Source organism: Superficieibacter sp. HKU1 (assembly GCF_029319185.1).
Taxonomy (GTDB): domain Bacteria; phylum Pseudomonadota; class Gammaproteobacteria; order Enterobacterales; family Enterobacteriaceae; genus Superficieibacter.
Map to the genome: position 1 here is coordinate 3457255 of NZ_CP119754.1, position 23269 is coordinate 3480523.

Sequence of the window (23269 nt, forward strand, 5' to 3'; positions counted from 1 at the left end):
CCCGCCAGTGGCGGGTTTAGTGCGAAGTATCTCTTGGGCGCTATACTCCACGATTTAAAGCATACACGACAACTTCGGACAAAAGCAAGTTCTACGCTGCGAAATTTCTAAATATTGCTCTTATCATCACGAAAGCTGGTTGCAGCCTCAAAGGCGGTTTCAGCTCTCTGTTCCTGTCGATGGCAAAAATCCACCAGCAGCTCCAGAAATGGCTTCCAGTTGCGGGTCCATGTTCTGACATGCAGATCCGGGACGCGCTTCAAAATCGCCCTGTATGCAGCAGTTGAGGGTAATGAAGAATAACCATTACCATCACACCGCTCACATTTTTTAAACACTGGTGCGCCATGTTCTTTGGTCGCTTTGCGGTCGAGCACTTCCCCTTTCCCACCACAACGACAACGGGCATAAATAACCCCCTTCCCATTGCATGCGCCGCAGATATGCTTTACCAGTTCACGCTTAATTTTTGCTGGTACCGCCTCGACACCTTCGGAATTGATAATACCTGGATGTTTAACCACATCTTCATATAGTGATGTAAAGCCGGTACCACTACAGTTGTGACACGTCACGCTGGTGGCCGCCGATCGTGAGTATTCAGCAAAGGCAAACTGCGCCAGCACCAGCATACATTGGCCAAATTCACCGCCAGCTGCTTTGCGCACGTTTTTTGGTGCGGTGTCAATTGCATATCGGGCCAGCGCCTGAACAGCCAGTTGCTCATCACTTTTACTGACACCAGCTTTACCCAAATATGCAGCCAGACCAAAGCGTGCCTTACTGCTGGTGGTGCCTAATGCCGCCATGATATCGTTGCCGGTAAGTCGATCAGGGCCTGTACTACTGGCCGTGTCGTTAATATGCATACTTTGCGGGCTAAAATGTTTGAGTGCTGCTTCCAGTTTCATGCGGCCTCCTGCTGTTTTTTATAGAAAACCAGCTCACGAACCTGATCGCCGTTCATAAGCATATTGTTGAAATCATCGTGATCCGGCCAGTACACGCTTACGCGCTCCAGGTCGTTCTTTGCCAGCAAATTGGCATGGGCGCATTCGTAGGCCGCAGCCAGCCCGGTGGCACTGTTCTCGTCACGGTCGGCAAAAATAATCAGGTGCTTAACGCCTGAAGGGACGCGGAACTTTTTCATGAAGCCGCTATTGATTGTTGCCCAAGTGTTTACCTTGTAAATTTGGTGAGCAGACAACGCCGTTTCGATGCCTTCAGCGATGCCCAGAGTAGTGGAGACGGGAAACATTCTGATCGCAACTGAACGCGCATAATCCAGGTAGTTATCTTCCTGTAATGATTTGAGACGCTTGGCGCTGGAACCGATGTCTGCTTTTTTGGCTCCATCAAGCAAGGTCTGGTGCAGGTAGCACAATTCCCCTTTATCATCTGTAGCCAGAGAATAAAGAGACTGAAACACGCGCCCGTTATGTCTCTGTTTATCGTTAAATCGGATCGCCTCAGCAGGCAGGTTGAATATTCCACGATAATTTAGATAGTCAGCTCCGGTTGTACCACGCAGCGCCACCAGCTTCGAAAACTTGCTCAGCACGCGACTGCGCAGACTAGCAGCATTACTGATCACCGGAATTTTCACACGCTGAAAATTATTACCGATCAAACGGTCTATTTCGGTGCAAATCTCATTAAATGGCTTCCCCTGTGTCAGGGTGACAAGCTTCATGCCGTCACCGCTGCCGCAGATGCAGATCCAAGTCCCGGCACCATTACGATCATCAATGCGGAATTTTCCGCGAGCACTGCATACAGGACACTTACCTTTGAAGTGATTTTTTCCTGTAATTGGTGGCAGGCGGTAATGCTTGAAAATCATGGCCCACTGGCCCTTTGCTGCTTCTGCTGTTTTCATGCCTGCACTCGCTTAGATAATTCCTGTCTTATGTCACTAATCCGGTCTAAAGCTTGTTGAACTTTTGGAGCAATGGGCTTCTGCTGTTGTTCATTAATCATCTGCCCGCGTTGCTCTTTTTCTCGCCGTTTAACAAAAGCGATCTGTTTATGTTTGATGAAGTTAGAAACCACGGGAGTAATTTCCATTGGGTAGTCACTTAAATTTCTGGGCCATTCGTTAAAACGCTCGCGAAATGTATTTGCACACCAGCCATCACTCACTGGCTTTTTGCCCAGCGATACTCGCTGGCGCTGATAGAACTTGATTTGACTCCACCAGGCTTGTTTCTCAGCCGTTGTCGGTTGTGGCTGAACTTTCCCCAGCTTCTTGAGCTTGCGACCAGAATCAGTATCAATGTCCTCACCTGCCAGGGGCTTATGCCCACATTTTGGGCAGACGTAGACGCCAGCTGGTTTCATGTAGTGGCATTGCGAGCATTCATGCGGCAGCTTCTCTTCGCGTTCTTCAGCTGCGCGGCGCGGGCTTTCCTCCATACCGTCAGATTTACCGGGGAGATCGTCATACTCGATAGAGTCCGGATATCCCAGGCGGTGCACAGTGCCGCTGTGATCAAAGATGAGGCAGGTTTCTTTACCAGGAGCTATGCGCAAACCACGCCCGATCGCCTGCAACCAGCGAATTTCACTTTTGGTTGGCCTGGCATAAATGATGCAACGAACGTCGCTATCGAAGCCGGCCACGAGCACGCCAACACTGACAATGATTTTTGTCGCACCCTTTTCAAAGCGGTGAATGATTGTCTGCCGTTCGTCCGCTGGCGTATCAGCGGTCATGACCTCAGCGTTAACACCCGCCTGGTTAAACTGGATTGTCAGGAAATTGGCGTGGTTTACGTTGACGCAGAATGCAATTGTCGGCAGGTCCCGGCCATTTTCCAGCCAGTTCTGTACGATGTCGCCCACCAGCGTCGAGCCGCACATGATCTCCGCCAGTTGTGCTTCGTTGTAGTCAGTGCCGAACTGCAGCGATGGGCAAGTTTTAACCCCTTTCAGATCCGGCTTAGTCGGTGCGTAAAATTCGTATTTGCTCAGATCACCGCGCTGAATCAGCTCGCCGATAGTGGTTGGCTTAATCAGTCGTTCATAGTATTTGCCCAGGAACGGGGAAAAGGGTGTACCCGACAGGCCGATAACTTTCACACCTTTAGCCCGCAGGCGTTCGATATCCTGAAGGATGCGTTTTTTGCGCAGGTGCGCTTCGTCGATAATCAGCAGATCGATGTCGTCAGGAAACACTCGACGAATCAGTGTGTCGGTGCTGGCAATCTGAATTTTCAGAGACGGATCATAGTTCGGGTGATCCGCCCAGATATAACCGATTTCGTCACCCGGCAACCCATACTCAACAAAGCGATTTGCAGTTTGAGTAATAAGAATCTGGTATGGGGCGCAAAACATTACTCGCATGCCACGGCTGACGAAACCGGCAACGATGAAGGCGGCCAGTCCTGTTTTACCGCTGCCAGTCGGAGCGTAAACCATGAAGCTGTCGTGTGCCTTCCAGTTACGGCGCAACATATTAAGCGCGCGCTCCTGTGCAAAATTCGGTGTGATCGTCAGCTGCATTGTGCGGACCCCGTGGTAATGAGATAATCATTTTGTGATGTGGTTTGCATGTATTTCCCCCTCACATGGCTGGTGGCCTCCCCAAAGGCTGCCAGCCTCCCTTATGATTCAGCTCCCCTGAAAATTACTCTTCCAGAAAGAACCCTCTTAACATTTGACTGCTGCGTACTACTTAGCTGATACAGACGTTTTTTTAAAAACCCCTTTAAGACAGAGATCTACTTAACTTATGGATCTCTCCTGTTGGAAAAGGACACGGTTCCAGCCCCTACACCCAATCCCCCCTTACCCCCCTTTCCCTCTTCCCCATAAAAACGTACTACTTACCTAGTACATACGGGGGTTGAGTTAGTGTGTTGCCAACCTGAACAGGCACCTTTAAGCCTGTTTAAGTCCGGGTACCTTTAAACCCGTAACATTCAGGAACGCGTTGGCGTTCCGGCCAGGGGAGGTTCGGCGGTATACCCCTGCAAAGCCCTGCCCTGGTTCTTCACAAAAAGACGGAGCCGGGTATTTGCTTCATGCCTTGCCCGGTTGTCTTTTCGGTATGAAACTGGCTCAGCATCGAAAGTTTCCTGATACACCGCCGCATAACGTTGAATTGCTTTTTGCCTTGCAGTGGGAGTCAGGCTATGTAACTGCTCCTGAATCCACTCGGAATCTGCCTGGCAAAAAGATGACGGTAATTCCAGTTGAGAAATCACATTCAGTCCTTCAGATGATTTCAACTGGATGTGGAAAAAGTTCAGGTAAGTCTGGCCGAATTTGGTGAGCACTAATTTGACCGCCAGCCGCAGCCACAATCCTTAAAACATGCTCAGCCTTAACCCTTTTTCCATGACGCCATTTCCAAACTGTGGCCTGCGATACACCGCACAATTTTGCTAATGCGCCTTGGCTACCAGCGCAGCTAATAGCAATGTCAATCGGTTCCGAAATCATAAAACCCCCTTAGTAATAATTATTACTTTAGCGATTAAATGTGGTTGTAGCAAGGTTAATAATTACTTTTTGACTTACCTATTTGTATGAGCTACATTTTTAACAACTTTTGGAGTATTCGATATGACAAACAATTCTTTCGCGGACAGATTGTCCGAAGCGATGAAAACAGCAGGGTTAACACAGGCATCTCTTGCAGAGTCGGTGGGGATGTCACAATCAAGCATATGGAAGTTAACTTCCGGAGCAGCTTCAGGCTCAAGAAAAACAGTTGAGTTAGCCAAGGCACTCAAAGTAAGACCTGAATGGCTGGCTTCTGGGGAACTTCCCAGAGATGATTCAACTCCGGCTACAATGGTTTCAACCACTCCCCCTTCATTACCGGGAACATTTCGCATCGATCTACTTGACATACAGGCAAGTGCGGGGCCGGGAACATATCTTTCTTCAGAGTTCGTGGATACTATAAGAGCAATCGAGTTCACAGAAGAACATGCCAGAAGTATGTTTGGTAACCGCTCTGCCTCTGCTATAAAAGTCATAACAGTTCGCGGAGACAGCATGGAAGGAACAATTGACCCTGGAGACTTTGTTTTCGTTGATACAACAATAAATTACTTTGAGGGTGATGGTATCTATGTCTTTGTTTTCGGTAAAACTATCCATATTAAACGTTTGCAAATGCAGAAAAACTCACTAGTAGTGCTCTCTGACAACAAGCTTTATAGCTCATGGGAGATTGACGCTTCTGATGAAGATCAATTTCATGTTTTAGCGAAAGTTCTGGTTAAACAGTCGTCTGCCTTCAAAAGATTTGGATAAGATGAAGATCACATAAAAGACCGCTTAGGCGGTCTTTTTTTTGCTTAGCAAACAATAAATTAAAACCAAAGTAAAAAATAAAATCACTTTAGTGGTTGACCAGAGAATCATTTCAAGCCATGCTTATTAAAACTTAAGTAATAGAGGGCTTGAAGATGAAAGCTGCAACCACCAAAAAATTCTTTCAAATCGTAGATATTCCTGATTATCGCTACCCTGGCAATAAAGATGCAATCATGGATATCGATTTCAATAGCGTCGCTACTGACTGTGATACTAAAACTATCTCCCTGCTGGAAGCGATTAACATCTTAGGTATTAATATTCTTAACGAAACTGACGGGAAGAAAACTGATAGCAGTAAGATTTCTATGTTATCAGGCATTATCTGTGACCTAGCGGAACTTGCAATTGCCACCAACAAAATATCTCAATCCGCTGCTTATTCTTCAGGTTATAAGGATGCAGAAAATGTCTGATATCACATTGCAAAAAGCGGCAACTAAGGCTTACCAGGCTGAGATTGTTGCGAGGATGCTTGAGAACTATCCTCATAAATTGACCGACTCAGATGTGGAATCCGTCGCATCACTTTTGGCAGATCTCATTAGGCCGGTAACTGCTTACCTTATTGAGGAAGAGTCCAAAAACCCTGCTTAAAAATAAATTAATCATTTTAATTATAGAAATAATCCTGGGGATTCCTGCAATCAAATTAAGGTGAATCATGGTTAATCCACAAGCATTTAAAACAGCAAAATTATTAGCATCATCAGGCTACTGGGACATAGCTCTGCTTTTCCTTCGTAAAGCATATGGGAGATGATTATGGAGAATGTGATAAACACATATCGCCGCCGAATTTTAAAAGCTGCATTATTACGCCACCAGCGCAAAACAGGCAGTAACTGCCTTGTTATTAAAATTAATAAAGGAAGAATTAACACGGTCGAGTTAACAGAGATTCTTCTGGATGGATTATTACGAAAATTCGAAAGGCTCGCTATCAGTGAGTATGGAAATGTAGAGGGCGTAAAAACTATTAAGGGAATTTACAGCAGCTCTGTTGATGTAAATGGCAGCGGTGAATTCCTCACAGAAAGCGGGAAGGAGTTAATCGACGAACTTATTTCTGAGCTGGTTGAGTTCGTTAAAAAGCAGAAACCAGTAAATGCGGAGACCGTCAATGACTAACCAACAAACAATGCTCTATCAGGGTGTGCAGATTCCTCGCCCAGTATTGAACGTGGATCTGCATGTCCTCCCTGATTTTACCGGGCGGGTAGTCCTGCACATTCAAAACGGGAGGGTGATATGCGACCGCCGGCTGCTCGACGATGAACACATTTGCTCACTGGCAACGTTTATCGAAATGGCACGCGACATGGAGCTGAGGATTGGGGAGGTAGCTGGTGGCACTGACAGCGATACGAATTCCTGAATGGGTTCATGGACAGGCGGTAAACATTCTTCGCCAATACCGGGCCGGGAGAATACACCCTCGCCGTATGCACAAGACAGGCTATCTGAGCCTGAAAGTCAATCTGCGCTGGCGGCTGTTGTCCCGCGACGGCGGCCAGAACTGGGCAGTAATGAGTCACGAACGATATAGCAAGTTAAAGGATAGAAAATGAAAAACAACCGCACTAATTCTGCAATTGACCAGGCGATCAGAGTCTATGAGACCCCAGCTGGTCCGTTATTCGTTGCCGCCCGGCATGGTCGCATCAAAAAGTGCTTCACCCGTGATACTGCGATCCGTTACCTCGCTTATTTTATGACTACCCAGGCATTCGGTATGTCAGGCTTTAAACAACGGCATCCGGAAGAAAGGATCGAGCGTAACGGTATTGAGATGTGGCAACAGGGCGAAACAACGCAAAAGTATTTGCATGCCCACCAGCGTTGCGTACGTAGGCTGCGCCGCATCCTGAAACATAAGCGTGATGTACAAACCTGGTACGACAAATGGGAATCCATGCATAACCGCTATGTCAAAGAGGTTGATGAACTACAGGCCATCAAGCCCAAAGGGCTTCTCTGACAGTTTTTTGCATACTTTGCAGCTTTCTGCTGATGGTCGTATTTTTCGGCCAAACAACTGATATGAGTTTTGATGAAACACTGAGGTTAGCTATGAACATAGTTAAAAATACCGGGCTGAACGCTGAGCAATCTTCGAATACTTTCTCAGACAAAGATCTGGAAAGTATGGCCCACGGCAATAATCCTCAATCCAACGCTTACCGCGAACTGCTTGCCCGTCGCCATCAGCAAACAGATTTTCAGGCTGCCATCGATATTTTGCGTGAAAGAGCTGCGCGCGAACTTGATGGCGGTTTTAAGGCTCACCACAACGCTCTGATTTATGCTGCTAACGAACTGGAAAATGCTCAGGCTTTTGGGCGGGAGGGCAGGCATGAGTCTTGATTGCGTACCGCTTTCTACTTACTGCCGTGACGCCGGGGAAACAGTAGAAGCCGTTAACAAACGGATACAAAGAGGGTTATGGGTGGAGGGTGTCCATGTATTAAAAGTCGATGGCGTAAAAGAACGCTGGATTGACTTAACGGAGGTTTCAAAGTGGGCAAGAAAGAACAAGGATCATTATCTCTCCCAAGAGGAGTAACCATTCGCCAGCACAAAACTGGCGATACCCTGGTGATCACATTCACATACAAAGGGGTTCTCTGCCGGGAGCCTCTTTCCAAAATGGAAACGAACGCGCGCGGTGTGAAGTATGCTGAGCGGCTACTAGGCGAGATACAAAATCAAATTGTCAGCGGCACATTCGACTATCCGAAATACTTTCCCAACTCCAAAAAGCTGACGCTGTTCGGTGTTGTGAAGAAAACCAAAAATATTAAGTCCTATCTGGACGAGTATCTGAAAATCTGCGAAAACCGCAATCTGTCGCCGTCGACTATTGGTGGTTATGAAAAATGCCTTTCGGCACTGTCAGCCCTGCATAAACTTCATGTTTCAGAGCTGACTCCTGCAGTGCTAAAAAATTGGATAGCCAGTCGGAAAACAAAGCTTAAGACGATCAGGAATAACCTTTCATTTTTGCGCAGCGCTATCGATGAGGCCGTTACTGATGGACTATTGACGATCAACCCGGTCACGCTGGTCAGCGCCAGTCGGTACCATGTGATCGATAGTTGTCCGAACTCCGACGATTACGAGGTTGATCCATTCGCGCCATCGGAGACCAGCGCTATTTATCAGCACTGTAAATATCAGGAGTGGGAGAACCTGTTCCGCTTCGCATTCAACACTGGTCTACGCAGCTCCGAGTTGTGCGCATTAAGATGGTCTGATATCGACTTTATCGAAAATACAGCGCACGTTCAGGCGGCCAGCGTAGTTGGTGTACTGAAGGGTACAAAAACAAAAGCTGGTACCCGTAAAGTGGAGTTGAACAGTGATGCACTGATTGCACTGCAAGCCCAGAAGATATTCACTTTCATGAAAAGCGAGTTCATTTTCAGCGATCCAAAAACGGGAGAGCCCTGGGCGAACGCCGACGCAATACGCAAAAAAGCCTGGGTGCCAACCCTCAAAAAAGCCGGTGTTCGTTACAGGAATCCGTACCAGACGCGTCACACTTTCGCCACCCGGCATATCAGCATGGGCGTTAACCTGTTCTGGTTAGCCGGGCAAATGGGCCATAAGGGGCCAGAAATGTTGTTCCGCCATTACGGATCTTACCTTGCTGAATATGACGGTAAAACTGCCATTACAGCAGCTCTGTAGGACGGTAAATATTGCAAAATGTTGGACAGAATCAGGACGTTACAGAGACAGTAATCTGCACGTAAAATGCACTTGAGCAATATTATGAAAGAAAATTTATTTATATTCAATGTGTTATATTGTTTTCGGACACGGGTTCAACTCCCGCCAGCTCCACCAAAATCCTTCGAAGATGATTCCAGAGTCATCTATAGAAGTCGAAAGCCCGCATGGCGCAAGCCTTGCGGGCTTTTTTGTCATCTACATACCCGTCATCAACAAACCGCTGACGCCGCCTGTCAGCTGACAGTGTTTCAGACAAGCTCATGCTCAGGTAAGCCACCCTCCCCCTTTCAGCCCCCTGACCATCCGCACTTCACCACCGAACGCGTATGGAGAAAATAACTGGATTTCGGTCACCACCTGACATGTCAGATACTGTCAGAACGAAAGCCTTCAGCATGACAGGCAAACTACCCTATGAATAAATCTCACAACGTTATAAAGAGCGATTTTATTCCATGCGCTTTCATCATCCTCATGACAGTCAACCAAAAGAATTAAAGTACAAATAATAAATCCCCGTTACTATCGCCCGGTCGCGAGGCCCACTTTATTTAGCGAATAAGGAATATAATACAGGTATTCCGGAAAAGAACAGATCACGAACTCTATGGAATAATTGATTGTATGTCTTTATCTTATAAGCGCTAATACGATAATGAATCATATTGCCAGGCAGTGACTTATTTTATCCTTCCATGTTGAATCCTTTCAGTTAATACTTACCAATATCCGGGTACCTGCCTGACCGGGCAGTCAGGACGCCTTATCACCAAACGATTCGGTCCTTTACTCTCTGCACGAGTGAGCTTATCTGCCTCGCTGGATGGTGTTTACCAGCCGAAAAAAGTTAATGCTTACACAGTCTGGGCCGCGTTTTTAGTAGGCTTAAGAAAAAAAACCATGTATAAACAATCCATTACACCCCACCACATCATTTATTTTCTTTGAACCCCATCACAAAATTTTATATAAATCACAATACCTACAATTTAATGTAGGAATCCTTAATTTGCGCATTTTTATAGTTCTGGCTATATCATTAATAAGCCATACGGGAGAAACGCCGTGAGGAGCATATTGCCTATTTGAGTGCCGCTGAAAAACATTCATTGGCGGCCAAAAATTAATACCTTTATATAACCACTACCTCTCGTCTCGGGAAGTAGGATTCATAGCAAAACGCAAATAAATAACGGTGAGAAACTATTTTTAAATAGAATCTCTGCCGCAGAGTCTTTTTACCTGAAATTCAGAACGATGCGTAAGTTAACGCTTCATCTATATCTGCTGGGAGTAAAAACCAATGGTATCGATATCTGTCATTTCTGCTTTAACCGGTGTAGAAACGTCTACCACAGCCTCTGAAGTCACGTTAAGCCATCCCGCTATTGTAAAACTTCAGGTAGCGCGAGCAGATATCGCCTCCCTTACCCGCGCCAATAACGATTTGATTGTTCATCTTCGCTCGGGTGAAACCGTCGCCATTAAAAACTTTTATCTTGCTGAAGGCGAAACCAAAAGTTTGCTGGTGCTTGAAGACAGTCAGGGGGCTTTGTGGTGGGTAGAAGATCCTTCAGCCGCCGGGCTTAATTTTGTCCATATTGCCAGCATTGACGATTTATTAGCGACTGCTGGCGCAGGCGCAGCGGCCTCTGACGGCGCGGCTCCGGTGTGGCCGTGGGTGTTGGGTGGGTTGTTAGGCGGCGGTGGTCTGGCTGCCGTCGCTGCTTCCAGCGGAGGAAGCGGTCACGATGACGACGAGCACAATACCACGCCGCCTCCAGGTAACGAAACTGGCGAAGATAATACCCCGCCTGATGCCCCCGGAAACCTGATCATCAGTGAAGATGGCAAAACGCTTACCGGCAGCGCTGAACCTGGCAGCACGATTACCGTGACCGATGCTAATGGCAATATTATTGGATCCGGCACGACGGGTAGCGATGGTAACTTCACCATCGATCTTGATACGCCGCAGACGGAGGGTAAACCTGTCGAGGTGGTGGCAACCGATCCTGCGGGCAATACCGGCCCTTCCGCCAGCGTAGATACTCCCGACCTCACTGCGCCAGATGCGCCTGCCAATCTGTTGATCGTTGATGACGGTGCCACGCTGACCGGCACGGCGGAGCCCGGAAGTACGGTGAAGGTGACCGATGCCAGCGGAAACCTTATAGGCACGGCGGTGGCTGGCGCTGATGGACATTTTCAGCTGGCCCTTAATCCCGCGCAAAATCACGGTGAAACGCTTAACGTCAGCGCCACCGATGCAGCGGGCAATGTTAGCCCGTCAGCGACGGTCATCGCGCCGGATCTGACCTCATCCGACGCCGGTACGTTTGATAGCGTGCTGGATGATGCGGGCGCTGTTACAGGTCAATTGAGCAACGGTCAGCTCACCGACGATACCTGCCCTACCCTGAATGGCGGCGGTCAGCCAGGCGCTACCATCACCGTTTACGATAACGGCACCGCTATCGGCAGCACGTTGGTGGATGCCAGCGGCGCATGGCGCTTTACGCCTGCCACCCCGCTCTCTGAAGGCACGCATATTCTGACGGTCTCTTTCAGCAATACGGGGACGTTCTCAGCGCCGTTTACATTAATCGTGGATACCACTCCTCCGTCCGCGCCGACCGATCTCACTACGTCCATAGACGGCACTACCGTCACCGGTAGCGCCGAGGCCGGAAGCACGGTCACCATTACTGATGCCAGTGGCAACGTGCTTGGTAGCGGCACCGCCGACGCCGACGGTCATTTCAGTATTGGTATTGCACCAGCGCAAACTAACGGCGAAGCCCTGACGGCGGTGGCCCGCGATGTCGCGGGGAATACTGGCCCGACGGCCGATTTCAGCGGCTCAACGTCTCTCTATCCTGATGTACCTGTCATCCTCTCGGCGCTGGACGACGCGGGTGCGCTCGCGGGTAATCTTAGCAGCGGTCAGAGCACCGATGACGCCACACCGACGCTGAGCGGTAGCGGAGAGGCCGGAGCCACCATTACGCTGTACAGCGATGATGTGATTATCGGTACCACCCTGGTTGATGCCAGCGGTAACTGGAGCTTCACGCCCACCACGCCGCTGGGTGAAGGCGAGCATCGCTTTACCGCGACAGCCACCAATGCCAACGGGACCAGCGGCTTGTCTGCCGCCTTCACGCTGAATGTCGACCTCACTGCGCCTGCCGCGCCGGACGGGCTGGACATCTCCGACGGTGGCACTGTGTTAACCGGGAATGCCGAAGCGGGGAGCACCGTCACCGTCACCGACGGCAACGGTCAGTCGCTGGGTAGCGTGGTGGCAGGCGAGGATGGCAGTTTTACCCTTCCGCTGGATCCGCCACGCACCGGCGGTGAAACCCTCACGGTGGTGGCGACCGATCCGGCCGGTAACAGTGGGCCAGTTGCCACCGTGACTGTGCCGGACAACGCTCCCGCAGGCACGCCGGTCATCGATCTGGCGATTGACGATGCGGGGCCGATTACCGGTGCACTGAGCAATGGTCAGCGCACCGACGATACCACGCCGACCCTCAGCGGTAGCGGTACGCCCGGTGCCACCCTGACCGTGTATGATAACGGAACTGAAATCGGCTCCGTCACCATCGACAACGACGGACGCTGGCGCTTTACGCCAGGGACACCGCTTGGCAACGGCAACCATGCGCTGACCGTCATCTCTATCGATGCAGATGGCAATGTCAGCCCGGCCTCCGGCGTTTTTACCCTGATTATCGATACCGAAGCGCCTGCCGTCCCGGTCTTCACCAGCCTGACCGATGATGCGGGCCCGCTCACAGGCCCGCTACTCAACGGCCAGGTGAGCGATGATACGCAGCCAACCTTCGCCGGACGCGGCGAGCCTGGCAGTACGATCACGCTGTATGATAATGGCACCGTTATTGGCCTGGCGACGGTCGATCCCGCAGGCAGCTGGACCTTCACCCCGCCCGCTGCGCTGAGCGACGGCAATCATAGCTTCACCATTACTGCGACGGATCGGGCAGGCAATACCAGCGCCGCGTCAGCCCCGTGGACGCTCACTATCGATACCGTCGCGCCAGATGCGCCAGCCGCACCGGTTGCCGCCGATGCGTCCGGTCCGCTTACCGGTACGATCACCGACGGTCAGCCCACTGATGAAACCCGTCCTGTCCTCAGCGGCAGCGGCGAAGCTGGCGCGACCGTCAGCGTGTATGACGGCGCCACGCTGCTGGGCACGGCGGTTATCGCCGATGACGGCAACTGGAACTTCACGCCTTCTGCACCGTTAGCCGAAGGCGCTCATGCGCTGACCATCACGATTACCGACCTGGCCGGAAACGTCAGCCAGCCCTCTCCGGCGCTGAATGTGGTAGTGGATATTACCCCGCCTGCCGCCCCTACGGAGCTCGTTACGTCTACCGACGGCACTACAGTCACCGGCACTGCCGAAGCGGGAAGTACGGTTAGGATTAGCGATGACAGCGGCAACCTCCTCGGCAGCGGTACTGCCGATGAAAATGGCCGCTTCAGCATCGGTATTGTTCCGGCGCAAACCGATGGCGAAACGCTGACGGCCACTGCCCGCGACGCCGCCGGAAACGACGGCCCGGCGGCCACCTTCACCGGTTCAACCTCGGGTTACCCTGACGTGCCGGTGCTGGTGTCTGTGGTAGATAACGTGGGTAGCGTCACCGGAAATCTGACCGACGGCCAGACGACTGACGATACCACGCCGACCCTGAACGGCACCGGCGAACCCGATGCCACCATTACGGTATACAGCAACGGCACTGCCATCGGCACCACTACCGTTGACGCGTCGGGCAACTGGAGCTTTACGCCATCGCCCGCCCTGCCGGAGGGTGAGAATACCTTTACCTTCACGCTCACGGCGACCAACGGTAACGGCACCAGCGGCATCTCGCAGCCACTGACGCTGATCGTGGATACCACCCCGCCCGCCGCGCCTGACGATCTCGCGGTCTCTGAAGATGGAGCCACCCTCACCGGTAATGCCGAAGCCGGAAGTACCATTACGATCCGCGACGCCAACAACACCATCATTGGCACCGCCGTTACAGGCCCGGACGGCACGTTCAGCGCGACGCTGACGCCGCCGCAGGTTAATGGCGAAGCGCTCACCGCCACGGCAACCAACCTCGCGGGTAACGCGGGTCCGGCGGCAGGCGTAAACGCTCCGGATATCACGCCGCCTGCCGCCCCGGACGATCTGGCCGTGTCAGAGGACGGCACGACCCTCACCGGGAATGCTGAAGCAGGCAGCACCGTGACGGTTACCGACGGCAACGGTCAGCCGGTGGGCACCGTCACCGCCGGGCCTGACGGCAGCTTCACCCTGCCGTTAGATCCGCCGCTGACGAATGGCGAAACGCTGAATGTTATCGCCACCGATCCGGGCGGCAATAGCAGCCCGACAGCCAGCACCACCGCGCCGGATACCACCGCGCCTGACGTGCCGGTGATCTCCGCGGTAACGGATGACACTGGTCCGTTGACCGGCTCCCTCACCAGCGGTCAATCCACCGATGATGCCCGCCCGACGCTGAGCGGCAACGGTGAGGCAGGTACAACCATCACCGTTTACGATAACGGCGAGGCGCGTGGTACCGCACAGGTAGACGCGGACGGCAACTGGAGCTTTACACCCACTACCCCGCTGACCGACGGCAATCACGCGCTGACCGTTACCGCGACCGACGCAGCGAATAATACCAGCCCGCCCGGCGCTGCATTTACGCTGGTCGTCGATACCCTCGCGCCGCCGACGCCCGTTATTGAGGCCATTACGGACGATACGGGACTTATCACCGATACGCCGATCACTGCCGATCCTCGCCCGACGCTGAGCGGCAATGGTGAAGCGGGCAGTACGATAACGATTTATGACAACGGCACGCCGATCGGGAGCGTGCTGGTGGCAGAGGATGGCAGCTGGCGCTTTACGCCAGACAGCGATTTGAGCGAAGGCCAGCACGCGTTGACGCTCACCGCGCAGGATGCTGCCGGCAACACCAGCGCGACCTCGACGCCGGTTAACCTCAACGTAGATATTACTGCGCCTGACGCGCCAGCCGTTCCGCTCATCAACGACAATACCGGGAGTATTACCGGGCCGGTGGCGGACAGTCAGCCAACGGATGAAACCCGCCCGGTGCTGACCGGTAACGGCGAAGCGGGGACGATGATCACCGCCTGGCGCGGCAACGAGATGATTGGCACCGCAATGGTCGATAGCGACGGTAGCTGGAATTTGACCCCGGATACGCCGCTGGCGCACGGCAACCATGTGCTGCGCTTTACCGCCACCGACCAGGCCGGAAACATCAGCGAGCCGTCAGAGCCGTTAACCATTACCGTTGACCTGATCGCGCCCGACGCCCCGACCGATCTGGCGGTTTCCGTTGATGGCGCAACGGTTACCGGGTCGGCGGAAGCCGGAAGTCTGATCACCATTACCGATGCCAGTGGTAACGTACTGGGATCGGCCGCCGCCAACAGCGACGGCAGTTTCTCGGTCAATATCGCGCCGTCGCAGACGAACGGCGAAGCGCTGCTGGCCACCGCCCGCGACAGCGCCGGAAACAGCGGGCCGTCGGCGGACTTTACCGGTTCCACCTCTGGCTATCCGGATGTACCGACCATTATCTCGGTCTCTGATGATGTGGGCACCATCAGAGGAAATCTGACCAGCGGTCAGCATACCGATGATACCCAGCCAACGTTAAGCGGCACCGGTGAGCCGGGCGCGACAATTACCGTTTATCTCAACGGTGACGCGGTGGATAGCGTTCTGGCAGACGACGCTGGCAACTGGCGTTACACGCCGACTGAGCCGCTGGCGGAGGGGGAAAACGCCTTTACCTTTACCGTTACCGCAACCAACAGCAACGGCACCAGCGGCGAGTCTCAGCCTTTTACCATCGTGGTGGATACCGTCGCCCCGGATGCGCCGGTGATTGCCGAAGTGATTGATGATGCCGGAAGTATTACCGGCGCCATCGCCAACGGTCAAACCACAGACGATCGTCAGCCGACGCTGGGCGGCAGCACCGAGCCCGGAGCAACGCTGACCTTCTATGATAACGGTGTGCAGATTGGCAGTGTGCAGGCCGATGACAGCGGCAGCTGGCGTTTTACGCCGGACGCGCCGCTGGCCGAGGGCGGCCACAGTATCACCGTCACCGCGACCGACACGGCGGGGAACGTCAGCGCAGCCTCCCCGGCGTTCAGCTTTACAGTGACTACCGCCGCGCCAGACGTGCCCGCGATTACCGCTGCCGCTGACGACGCAGGCCCAGTGACCGGCGCGTTAAGCAGCGGGCAAACCACCGATGACACGCAACCACAGCTGAGCGGTACGGCCGCCGCCGGTAGCCAGATTGTTATTTACGATAACGGCGCTGAACTGGGCGTCACTACCGCTGACGGAGAGGGGCGCTGGAGTTTTACGCCTCCTGCCGCACTAAGCGAAGGCAACCATGACTTTACCGTCACCGCGGCCGATGCTGCGGGTAACGTCAGCGCCGCCTCGCCTGCCTTCACGCTGATTATCGACGTTACCGCGCCGGATGCGCCTACTCTGCCCGTTATTAATGACGATGCTGGCAGCATCACCGGTCCGCTGGTGGACGGTCAGTCAACCGACGATACGCGCCCGACCCTGAGCGGCAGCGGCGAAGCAGGCACTCTTATCACTATTTATGACGGCGATACGGTTACAGGTACGGTCGTCGTTGGTGATGATGGACAATGGAGCTTTACCCCGGAAACAGCGCTGGCGGAGGGTGAACATACCCTGACCTTTACCGCCACCGATCCCGCCGGAAACGTGAGCCAGCCGTCCGCGCCTGTCACCTTCGTGGTGGACACCACGCCGCCTGCCGCACCGACCGGCCTGACGATCGGCGAAGAGGGTGTTAACGTTACCGGCAACGCGGAGGCCGGTAGTCAGGTAACCATTATTGATGCAGGCGGTACGGTGCTCGGCACCGGTACGGCGGCTGATGACGGCAGCTTTACCGTTGTTATCACGCCAGCACAAACGGCGGGGCAACCGCTTACCGCCGTCGCGCAGGATAGCGCGGGCAACAGCGGCCCGGCGGCAAACTTCACCGCCACGAACTCCGGCTTCCCGGCCGTGCCGACGATTATCTCTGCCACGGACGATGTGGGCGCGGTAACCGGCACGCTGTCCAGCGGGCAGGCTACCGACGATACGCAGCCCACCTTCACCGGCAGCGGCGAAGCGGGCACAACCGTCACGCTGTATGACGGCGGTACGGCGATTGGCAGCGCCACGGTAAATAACGATGGAAGCTGGAGCATTACCCCCGACGCGCCGCTGACGGAGGGCGCGCATAGCCTGACCGTTGTCGCTACCGATCCGGCGGGCAACGTCGGCCCGGCGTCGCCGGAGGTCACCCTGACCGTCGATACGCTGGCACCTGCGGTTCCGGTCATCAACGCGATTATTGATAATCAGGGGCCCATAAACGGACCGCTGCTGGAGGCGCAGGTCACCGATGCGACGCTTCCGGTAATTACCGGTTCCGGCGAAGCGGGAACCACCCTTAGCATTCTGGATAACGGCACGGAAATCGGCACCGCGCAGGTTAATGAACAGGGAGAATGGACTTTCACCCCTGCCAGCCCGCTGGGCGAAGGGCCGCACGCGATCACCGCGATCGCCAGCGATGCGGCAGGTAACGCCAGCGCGCCGTCCGCCGCCGTTACCTTTAACGTCGATCTGACGCCGCCTGCTGTACCAGTACTGCCAGGGTTAACGGATGATGTCGGCCCCATCACCGGGGCAATAGCCAACGGCGCGCGCACCGATGATAGCCAACCGACATTGACCGGCAGCGGAGAACCCGGCACAACCATTACGCTCTATGACGGCAGCACCGTTCTCGGTACGGTGCCGGTGGAGGCCGATGGCGCATGGACCTTCACGCCAGCCACGCCGCTGGCAGAGGGTACCCATACGCTGACCTTTATCGCTACCGACGCGGCGGGTAACGCCAGCCAGCCGTCCGCTGCGATCCGCGTTGTGGTGGACACCACGCCGCCTGCCGCCCCGGGCGATCTGGCGGTCTCCCCGCAGGGCACCACCGTCACCGGAACGGCGGAAGCCGGCAGCCGCGTGACCATTACTGACGCCACCGGCAATGTGGTGCTGGGAAGTGGAACCGCAAACCCTGACGGCACCTTCAGCATCGGCATCTCTCCGGCCCAGACCGCCGGGGAATCCCTGCTGGCGCAGGCCACCGACAGCGCCGGTAACGTCGGTCCCGCCGCGCCGTTTACCGCCACCGACTCCGGCATCCCGGATGTACCGGTTATTGTCTCCGTCAGTGATGACGTGGGCCCGCTGGTGGGGGATCTGAGCAACGGTCAGCGCACCGACGACACGCAACCGACCATCACCGGTACCGGCGAGCCGGGTGCGACCATCACGATTTATAACAACGGCGCAGAAATGGGCACCGCGCTGGCCGACGCCAGCGGCAACTGGACCTTTACCCCGACCGATCCGCTGGCGGAAGGGGAAAACAGCGTAACCTTTACCGTAACGGCTACTAACGGCAACGGTACCAGCGATGAAACTCAGCCGTTCACGCTGATCGTCGATACCGTCGCGCCGGATGCGCCTGTCATCGGTCAGGTGGTGGACGATGTGGAAGGCGGCACCGGCCCGCTGACCAGCGGCCAGCCGTCGAACGATCCGCAGCCGACGCTCAGCGGGACCGCCGAAGCGAACGCAACCATTACGGTTTATGATGGCGCAACGGCAATCGGCAGCGTGCAGGCAAACGCTAACGGCGTCTGGAGCTTCACGCCGCCAGCGCCGCTTGCCAGCGGCACGCATCCGCTGACGGTGGTCGCCACTGACAGTGCGGGCAATAGCAGCACGCCGTCAGCCGCCTTCACTCTGCAAATTGACACCGCCGCGCCTACCGCCCCGCTGATAGTGTCGGTCACCGATGATATCGCCCCTGGTACCGGCCCGGTCACCAGCGGCCAGCCAACCAACGATAGCCAGCCGACCTTCAGCGGCACCGGCGAAGCGGGCTCAACCGTTACGCTGTACAGCGACGGCGCGGCAATTGGCAGCGCGCGGGTCAGCGATGCAGGCAACTGGACCCTGACCCCGGCGCAGCCGCTGGCCGACGGCACCCACCTCATCACCGCCTCGGCAACCGACGCGGCAGGTAATAGCGGGCCGCTTTCAGCGGGCTTTACGCTGGTAGTGGATCTCAGCGGACCGCAAGCGCCGATCCTGAACGCCATTACGGATGATACCGGCAGCGTCACCGGCCCTCTTACTGCGGGCCAGACGACGGACGATACCCGTCCGGCACTCAGCGGCAGCGCTGAACCAAACGCCAGTGTGCAGATCTTTGATAACGGTATCGCCATCGGCAGCGCCCCGGTGAACGAAAACGGCGAGTGGAGCTTTACGCCGACAACGGCGCTGGCGGAGGGCGTGCATAACTTTACCGTAACGGCGACCGACGCCTCCGGCAACACCGGACCGGCCTCGGCGGCCTTTGCCATTAACATTGATACGACCGCACCTGTAACACCGTTAATTGACAGCGTCAGCGATGATAACGGCAGCGTGACCGGTCCGCTCGTCAGCGGCCAGACCACCGACGACACGCTCCCGACGCTGAGCGGCAGCGGCGAACCGGGCGATACCGTCCGGCTGTACGATGACGGCATTGAGATCGCGTCGGCGCAGGTTAACGATGACGGTATCTGGAGCCTGACGCCGGATGCCCCTCTGGGCAGCGGCAGCCATCCGTTAACCGTCACCGCTACCGACGCCGCGGGCAACAGCAGCGCGCCGTCGCCGGTATTTAACGTCGTGATCGACCTTACCGCTCCGGCCGCGCCGGTGATTGCCAGTGTGACAGATGACTCCACCGGCACGTCACAACCGTTGACCAGCGGCCAGCTCACCCGCGACGCGCAGCCTGCGCTGAGTGGCACCGCAGAAGCGGGCGCTACGGTACGCATTTTCGATAACGGCACGGAAATTGGTGCGGTACAGGCTGATGACAGCGGCAACTGGCGCTTTACCCCGGATACTGCGCTGGGCGAAGGGTCGCACGATCTTACCGTCAGCGCCACCGACAGCGCAGGCAATACCGGCCCGGCCTCGGCAGCCTTTACGGTTGTGGTGGATCTCACCGCGCCGCAGGCCGCTACGCCGGTGGTAACAGATGATACCGGACCGATCACCGGCGTGCTGGCGGATGGTCAGCGCACCGATGACACCCGCCCTGCCCTGAGCGGCAGCGGCGAGCCGGGCAACCAGATCGTTCTGTTTGATAACGGGATTGAGATGGGTAACGTCACGGTGGGCACCGACGGACAGTGGCGCTTTACCCCGGATGCGCCGCTTGCCGAAGGCGAGCATAGCTTCACCGTGCGGGAAACTGACAGCGTCGGCAACGTCAGCCAGCCGTCTGCCGCCATCGCCATCATTATTGACGTCACCCCGCCGGAGGCTGCGTTCATTACGACCGTGGCACAGGATGGCACCACGGTCAGCGGGACGGCGGAGGCCGGGGCGTTAATCACCATTGTTAACGCCGACAACGTACAAATTGGCAGCGGGACCGTAAATACCGACGGCACCTTTGTCGTGCGCCTCTCCCCGGCGCAGACCATGAGCCAGCCGCTGGAAGCGCGTATTCAGGACAGCGCGGGCAACGTTGGCGAACCGACAGCGTTTACCGGGTCCGACTCCGGTCTGCCGGATGCGCCGACCATCGCCACCGTTACTGATGACGCGGGCACCCTGACCGGCAATCTGACCGCAGGCCAGGCCACGGACGATACCCGGCCGTTGCTGAGCGGAACGGCGGAAGCTAACGCGCAGATTACGCTGTACAACAATGGCGTTGAGCTGGGCAGCGTGACCGCTGATGCCGATGGCAACTGGAACTTCACGCCGGAAACAGCGCTGGAAGAGGGACCGCACCAGTTCACCGCCACGGCGACTACCGCGGCAGGAACCAGCGGACTTTCCGCACCGTTCGCCATCGTGGTGGATACCGTTGCGCCTGACGCGCCGGAGGATCTGGCGGTCAGCAGCGATGGCCTCACCGTCACTGGCAGCGCGGAAGCGGGCAGCAGTATCGCCATTACCAGTACCGCAGGCACGCTGCTCGGTAATGCCGTCGCAGGCGAGGATGGCAATTTCCGCGTCACGCTTAACGCGCCGCAGACTAACGGCCAGCAGTTAACCGCCATCGCGACCGATGCGGCGGGCAACAGCAGCCAGCCTACCCGCACCGGCGCAGGAGATACCACTGCGCCTGTGGCGCCGCTGGAGCTGGCGATCACCCCGGATGGCGCTGTCGTCACCGGGCGCGCTGAGCCGGGCAGCACCGTCACCATCGTTAACGCCAGTAATGAAAATGTGGGCAGTGGCCTGGTGGACGATAACGGCAATTTCAGCATCGAACTGACCACGCCGCAGATCACCGGCGAGCTGTTAAGCGCCACGGCGACCGATACGGCAAACAATACCGGACCGGCAGCCACCGTCGCCACGCCGGATCTGACGCCGCCAGCCTCGCCGTCAGATCTGCTGGTCTCTGAAGACGGCACCACCCTGTCAGGCAGCGCGGAAGCGGGCAGCACGGTGACGGTGACCGGACCGGATAACGCACCGCTCGGCAGCGCCACGGCGGATGACGACGGTCGCTTTAGCGTAACCCTGACTACGCCGCAAACCAACGGCGAGCCGTTGAGCGCGACGGCCACCGATGCCGCAGCGAACGAGGGTCCCGCAGCCACGGTTAACGCCCCGGACATCACCGCGCCGCAGCCGCCGACCATCACCAGCGTGGTCGATGACGTGCCGGAATTCACCGGTGCCTTGACCGACGGCCAGAGCACCAACGACCCGCGTCCGACGCTGAATGGCACCGCCGAGGCCAATTCCACAGTACGCATCTTTGACGGAGAAACCGAGATTGGTTCGGTGACGGCGGACGCCAGCGGTGTCTGGAGCTTTACGCCTGAGATCGCGCTGAGCACCGGCGGGCATGTGTTGACCGTCACCGCCACCGACGGCGACGGCAACGTCAGCCAGCCGTCTGCCGCCTTCAGTCTGGTCGTGGATACGGTTATGCCGCAGATCCCGGCGATTACGCTGGTGACTGACGATACTGCGCCGGTCACCGGACAACTCGCCAGCGGACAAAGCACCAACGACACGCGTCCGACGCTTTCCGGCATCGGCGAGATCGGCGCTACGGTGACGATTTTCGATAACGGAACGGCGATCGGCAGCGCGCAGGTGGGCGAAACCGGTAGCTGGACCTTTACCCCTGACACCGCGCTGGCGGCAGGCCCGCACAGTCTGCGGGTCAGCGCCACCGATGGCGTGGGCAATACCAGCGCCCTCTCCACGCCGTTTACGCTGACGGTAGATACCTGCGCGCCCGCAACGCCGGTCATCAGCGCGGTGATTGACGATACCGGCAGCATCACCGGGCCGTTAACCAGCGGACAGCGAACCGACGACGCGCGGCCCGCGCTGAGCGGGACGGCGGAGGCGAACAGCACTGTTCGTATCCTCGACAACGGCACGCTGATTGGCACCGTCCAGGCCGGCAATAATGGCACCTGGAGCTTTACCCCAACTGCGCCGCTGGCAAACGGCGCGCATACCCTGACCGTTACCGCCACCGATGCCGCGGGTAACGTCAGCCCCGCCGCCAGCTTCGGCCTGACGGTGGATACCCGCGCCCCTGCCGCGCCGACGATCGCTGCCGTCAATGATGACGTCGGCAGCGTGACCGGCAGTCTGACTCGCGGGCAGAGTACCGATGATACCCGTCCGCAGCTGAACGGCAGCGGCGAGCCGGGTGCAACCATCAACCTGTATGATAATGGTACGCTGATCGGCAGCACTACCGTCGCCACTGGCGGGAGCTGGAGCTTCACGCCGACTACCGCGCTGACCGAAGGCACTCATGCCCTGACCGCCGTCGCCGTGGATGTGGCCGGTAACGCCAGCCCGGCCTCCGCCGCGTTTACCGTGGTGGTGGATACCACCGCCCCGGCCATCCCCGTCCTCGCCGCGGTAACTGACGACGTGCCGGAAGGCACTGGCAGCCTGATTTCAGGGTAGCAGACCAACGACACGCAGCCGACCCTGAGC

16 protein-coding genes are annotated in these 23269 nt (G+C 56.0%); 11 read left to right on the forward strand and 5 right to left on the reverse strand.

The genetic code is table 11. The features are described 5' to 3' along the window. Positions 1–107: 107 nt before the first annotated feature. The 5 genes from P0H77_RS16455 to P0H77_RS16475 all read right to left on the reverse strand — a co-directional run bounded on the left by P0H77_RS16455 (position 108) and on the right by P0H77_RS16475 (position 4449). The gene (locus P0H77_RS16455) at positions 108–911 is read right to left on the reverse strand and encodes an antitermination protein (protein WP_276158238.1); all 804 of its coding nucleotides are present in this window, start codon (positions 909–911) and stop codon (positions 108–110) included. Continuing rightward, positions 908–1879, reverse strand: coding sequence for a toprim domain-containing protein (locus P0H77_RS16460; RefSeq protein WP_032174087.1), 972 nt, complete (start codon positions 1877–1879; stop codon positions 908–910). Before P0H77_RS16460 ends, P0H77_RS16455 begins: the two co-directional genes overlap by 4 nt. Further along, positions 1876–3507, reverse strand: coding sequence for a DEAD/DEAH box helicase (locus P0H77_RS16465; protein ID WP_276158244.1), 1632 nt, complete (start codon positions 3505–3507; stop codon positions 1876–1878). The genes P0H77_RS16460 and P0H77_RS16465 overlap by 4 nt, the downstream gene beginning before the upstream one ends. A gap of 419 nt (positions 3508–3926) precedes the next feature. Beyond that, positions 3927–4217, reverse strand: coding sequence for a hypothetical protein (locus P0H77_RS16470; protein WP_276165161.1), 291 nt, complete (start codon positions 4215–4217; stop codon positions 3927–3929). Between the two features lie 4 nt (positions 4218–4221). Further along, positions 4222–4449, reverse strand: a complete 228-nt coding sequence (locus P0H77_RS16475; RefSeq protein WP_276158246.1) for a YdaS family helix-turn-helix protein — start codon at positions 4447–4449, stop codon at positions 4222–4224. Between the two features lie 123 nt (positions 4450–4572). Here P0H77_RS16475 and P0H77_RS16480 point away from each other — a divergent pair, with 123 nt between their 5' ends. The 11 genes from P0H77_RS16480 (at position 4573) to P0H77_RS16530 (ending at position 23239) form a co-directional block, all read left to right on the forward strand. Continuing rightward, complete coding sequence (locus P0H77_RS16480; protein WP_276158248.1) at positions 4573–5271, forward strand: helix-turn-helix transcriptional regulator; 699 nt, start codon at positions 4573–4575, stop codon at positions 5269–5271. A 155-nt stretch (positions 5272–5426) separates the two neighbouring features. After that, the gene (locus P0H77_RS16485; RefSeq protein ID WP_276158250.1) at positions 5427–5750 is read left to right on the forward strand and encodes a hypothetical protein; all 324 of its coding nucleotides are present in this window, start codon (positions 5427–5429) and stop codon (positions 5748–5750) included. Next, positions 5743–5931, forward strand: a complete 189-nt coding sequence (locus P0H77_RS16490) for a hypothetical protein (protein WP_276158251.1) — start codon at positions 5743–5745, stop codon at positions 5929–5931. The genes P0H77_RS16485 and P0H77_RS16490 overlap by 8 nt, the downstream gene beginning before the upstream one ends. A gap of 168 nt (positions 5932–6099) precedes the next feature. Then, positions 6100–6465, forward strand: a complete 366-nt coding sequence (locus P0H77_RS16495; RefSeq protein WP_276158253.1) for a hypothetical protein — start codon at positions 6100–6102, stop codon at positions 6463–6465. Beyond that, a complete protein-coding gene (locus tag P0H77_RS16500) occupies positions 6458–6712 on the forward strand; it encodes a hypothetical protein (protein WP_276158254.1) in 255 nt (84 codons plus the stop codon). Before P0H77_RS16495 ends, P0H77_RS16500 begins: the two co-directional genes overlap by 8 nt. Next, positions 6684–6905 (forward strand): hypothetical protein, encoded by a 222-nt coding sequence (locus tag P0H77_RS16505; RefSeq protein WP_276158256.1) that lies wholly within the window; start codon positions 6684–6686, stop codon positions 6903–6905. The genes P0H77_RS16500 and P0H77_RS16505 overlap by 29 nt, the downstream gene beginning before the upstream one ends. Continuing rightward, positions 6902–7315 carry a hypothetical protein gene (locus P0H77_RS16510; RefSeq protein ID WP_276158258.1) on the forward strand — a complete coding sequence of 138 codons (414 nt, stop codon included), beginning with the start codon at positions 6902–6904 and terminating at the stop codon, positions 7313–7315. Before P0H77_RS16505 ends, P0H77_RS16510 begins: the two co-directional genes overlap by 4 nt. A gap of 92 nt (positions 7316–7407) precedes the next feature. Next, positions 7408–7701 (forward strand): hypothetical protein, encoded by a 294-nt coding sequence (locus P0H77_RS16515; RefSeq protein WP_276158260.1) that lies wholly within the window; start codon positions 7408–7410, stop codon positions 7699–7701. Then, on the forward strand, positions 7691–7900 hold the full coding sequence (locus P0H77_RS16520) for an excisionase (RefSeq protein WP_276158262.1): 210 nt from the start codon (positions 7691–7693) through the stop codon (positions 7898–7900). Before P0H77_RS16515 ends, P0H77_RS16520 begins: the two co-directional genes overlap by 11 nt. Further along, entirely contained in the window at positions 7855–9027 is a 1173-nt protein-coding gene (locus tag P0H77_RS16525) for a site-specific integrase (RefSeq protein ID WP_276158264.1), read from the forward strand. The genes P0H77_RS16520 and P0H77_RS16525 overlap by 46 nt, the downstream gene beginning before the upstream one ends. A gap of 1348 nt (positions 9028–10375) precedes the next feature. Next, complete coding sequence (locus P0H77_RS16530; RefSeq protein WP_276158266.1) at positions 10376–23239, forward strand: Ig-like domain-containing protein; 12864 nt, start codon at positions 10376–10378, stop codon at positions 23237–23239. Positions 23240–23269 lie beyond the last annotated feature (30 nt).

What these genes read in the sequence shown, in the direction of transcription:
- P0H77_RS16455 (WP_276158238.1), bottom strand. Translation starts at nt 911, where the DNA reads ATGAAACTGGAAGCAGCACTCAAACATTTTAGCCCGCAAAGTATGCAT.
- P0H77_RS16460 (WP_032174087.1), bottom strand. Translation starts at nt 1,879, where the DNA reads ATGAAAACAGCAGAAGCAGCAAAGGGCCAGTGGGCCATGATTTTCAAG.
- P0H77_RS16465 (WP_276158244.1), bottom strand. Translation starts at nt 3,507, where the DNA reads ATGCAGCTGACGATCACACCGAATTTTGCACAGGAGCGCGCGCTTAAT.
- P0H77_RS16475 (WP_276158246.1), bottom strand. Translation starts at nt 4,449, where the DNA reads ATGATTTCGGAACCGATTGACATTGCTATTAGCTGCGCTGGTAGCCAA.
- P0H77_RS16480 (WP_276158248.1), top strand. Translation starts at nt 4,573, where the DNA reads ATGACAAACAATTCTTTCGCGGACAGATTGTCCGAAGCGATGAAAACA.
- P0H77_RS16485 (WP_276158250.1), top strand. Translation starts at nt 5,427, where the DNA reads ATGAAAGCTGCAACCACCAAAAAATTCTTTCAAATCGTAGATATTCCT.
- P0H77_RS16490 (WP_276158251.1), top strand. Translation starts at nt 5,743, where the DNA reads ATGTCTGATATCACATTGCAAAAAGCGGCAACTAAGGCTTACCAGGCT.
- P0H77_RS16495 (WP_276158253.1), top strand. Translation starts at nt 6,100, where the DNA reads ATGGAGAATGTGATAAACACATATCGCCGCCGAATTTTAAAAGCTGCA.
- P0H77_RS16500 (WP_276158254.1), top strand. Translation starts at nt 6,458, where the DNA reads ATGACTAACCAACAAACAATGCTCTATCAGGGTGTGCAGATTCCTCGC.
- P0H77_RS16510 (WP_276158258.1), top strand. Translation starts at nt 6,902, where the DNA reads ATGAAAAACAACCGCACTAATTCTGCAATTGACCAGGCGATCAGAGTC.
- P0H77_RS16515 (WP_276158260.1), top strand. Translation starts at nt 7,408, where the DNA reads ATGAACATAGTTAAAAATACCGGGCTGAACGCTGAGCAATCTTCGAAT.
- P0H77_RS16520 (WP_276158262.1), top strand. Translation starts at nt 7,691, where the DNA reads ATGAGTCTTGATTGCGTACCGCTTTCTACTTACTGCCGTGACGCCGGG.
- P0H77_RS16530 (WP_276158266.1), top strand. Translation starts at nt 10,376, where the DNA reads ATGGTATCGATATCTGTCATTTCTGCTTTAACCGGTGTAGAAACGTCT.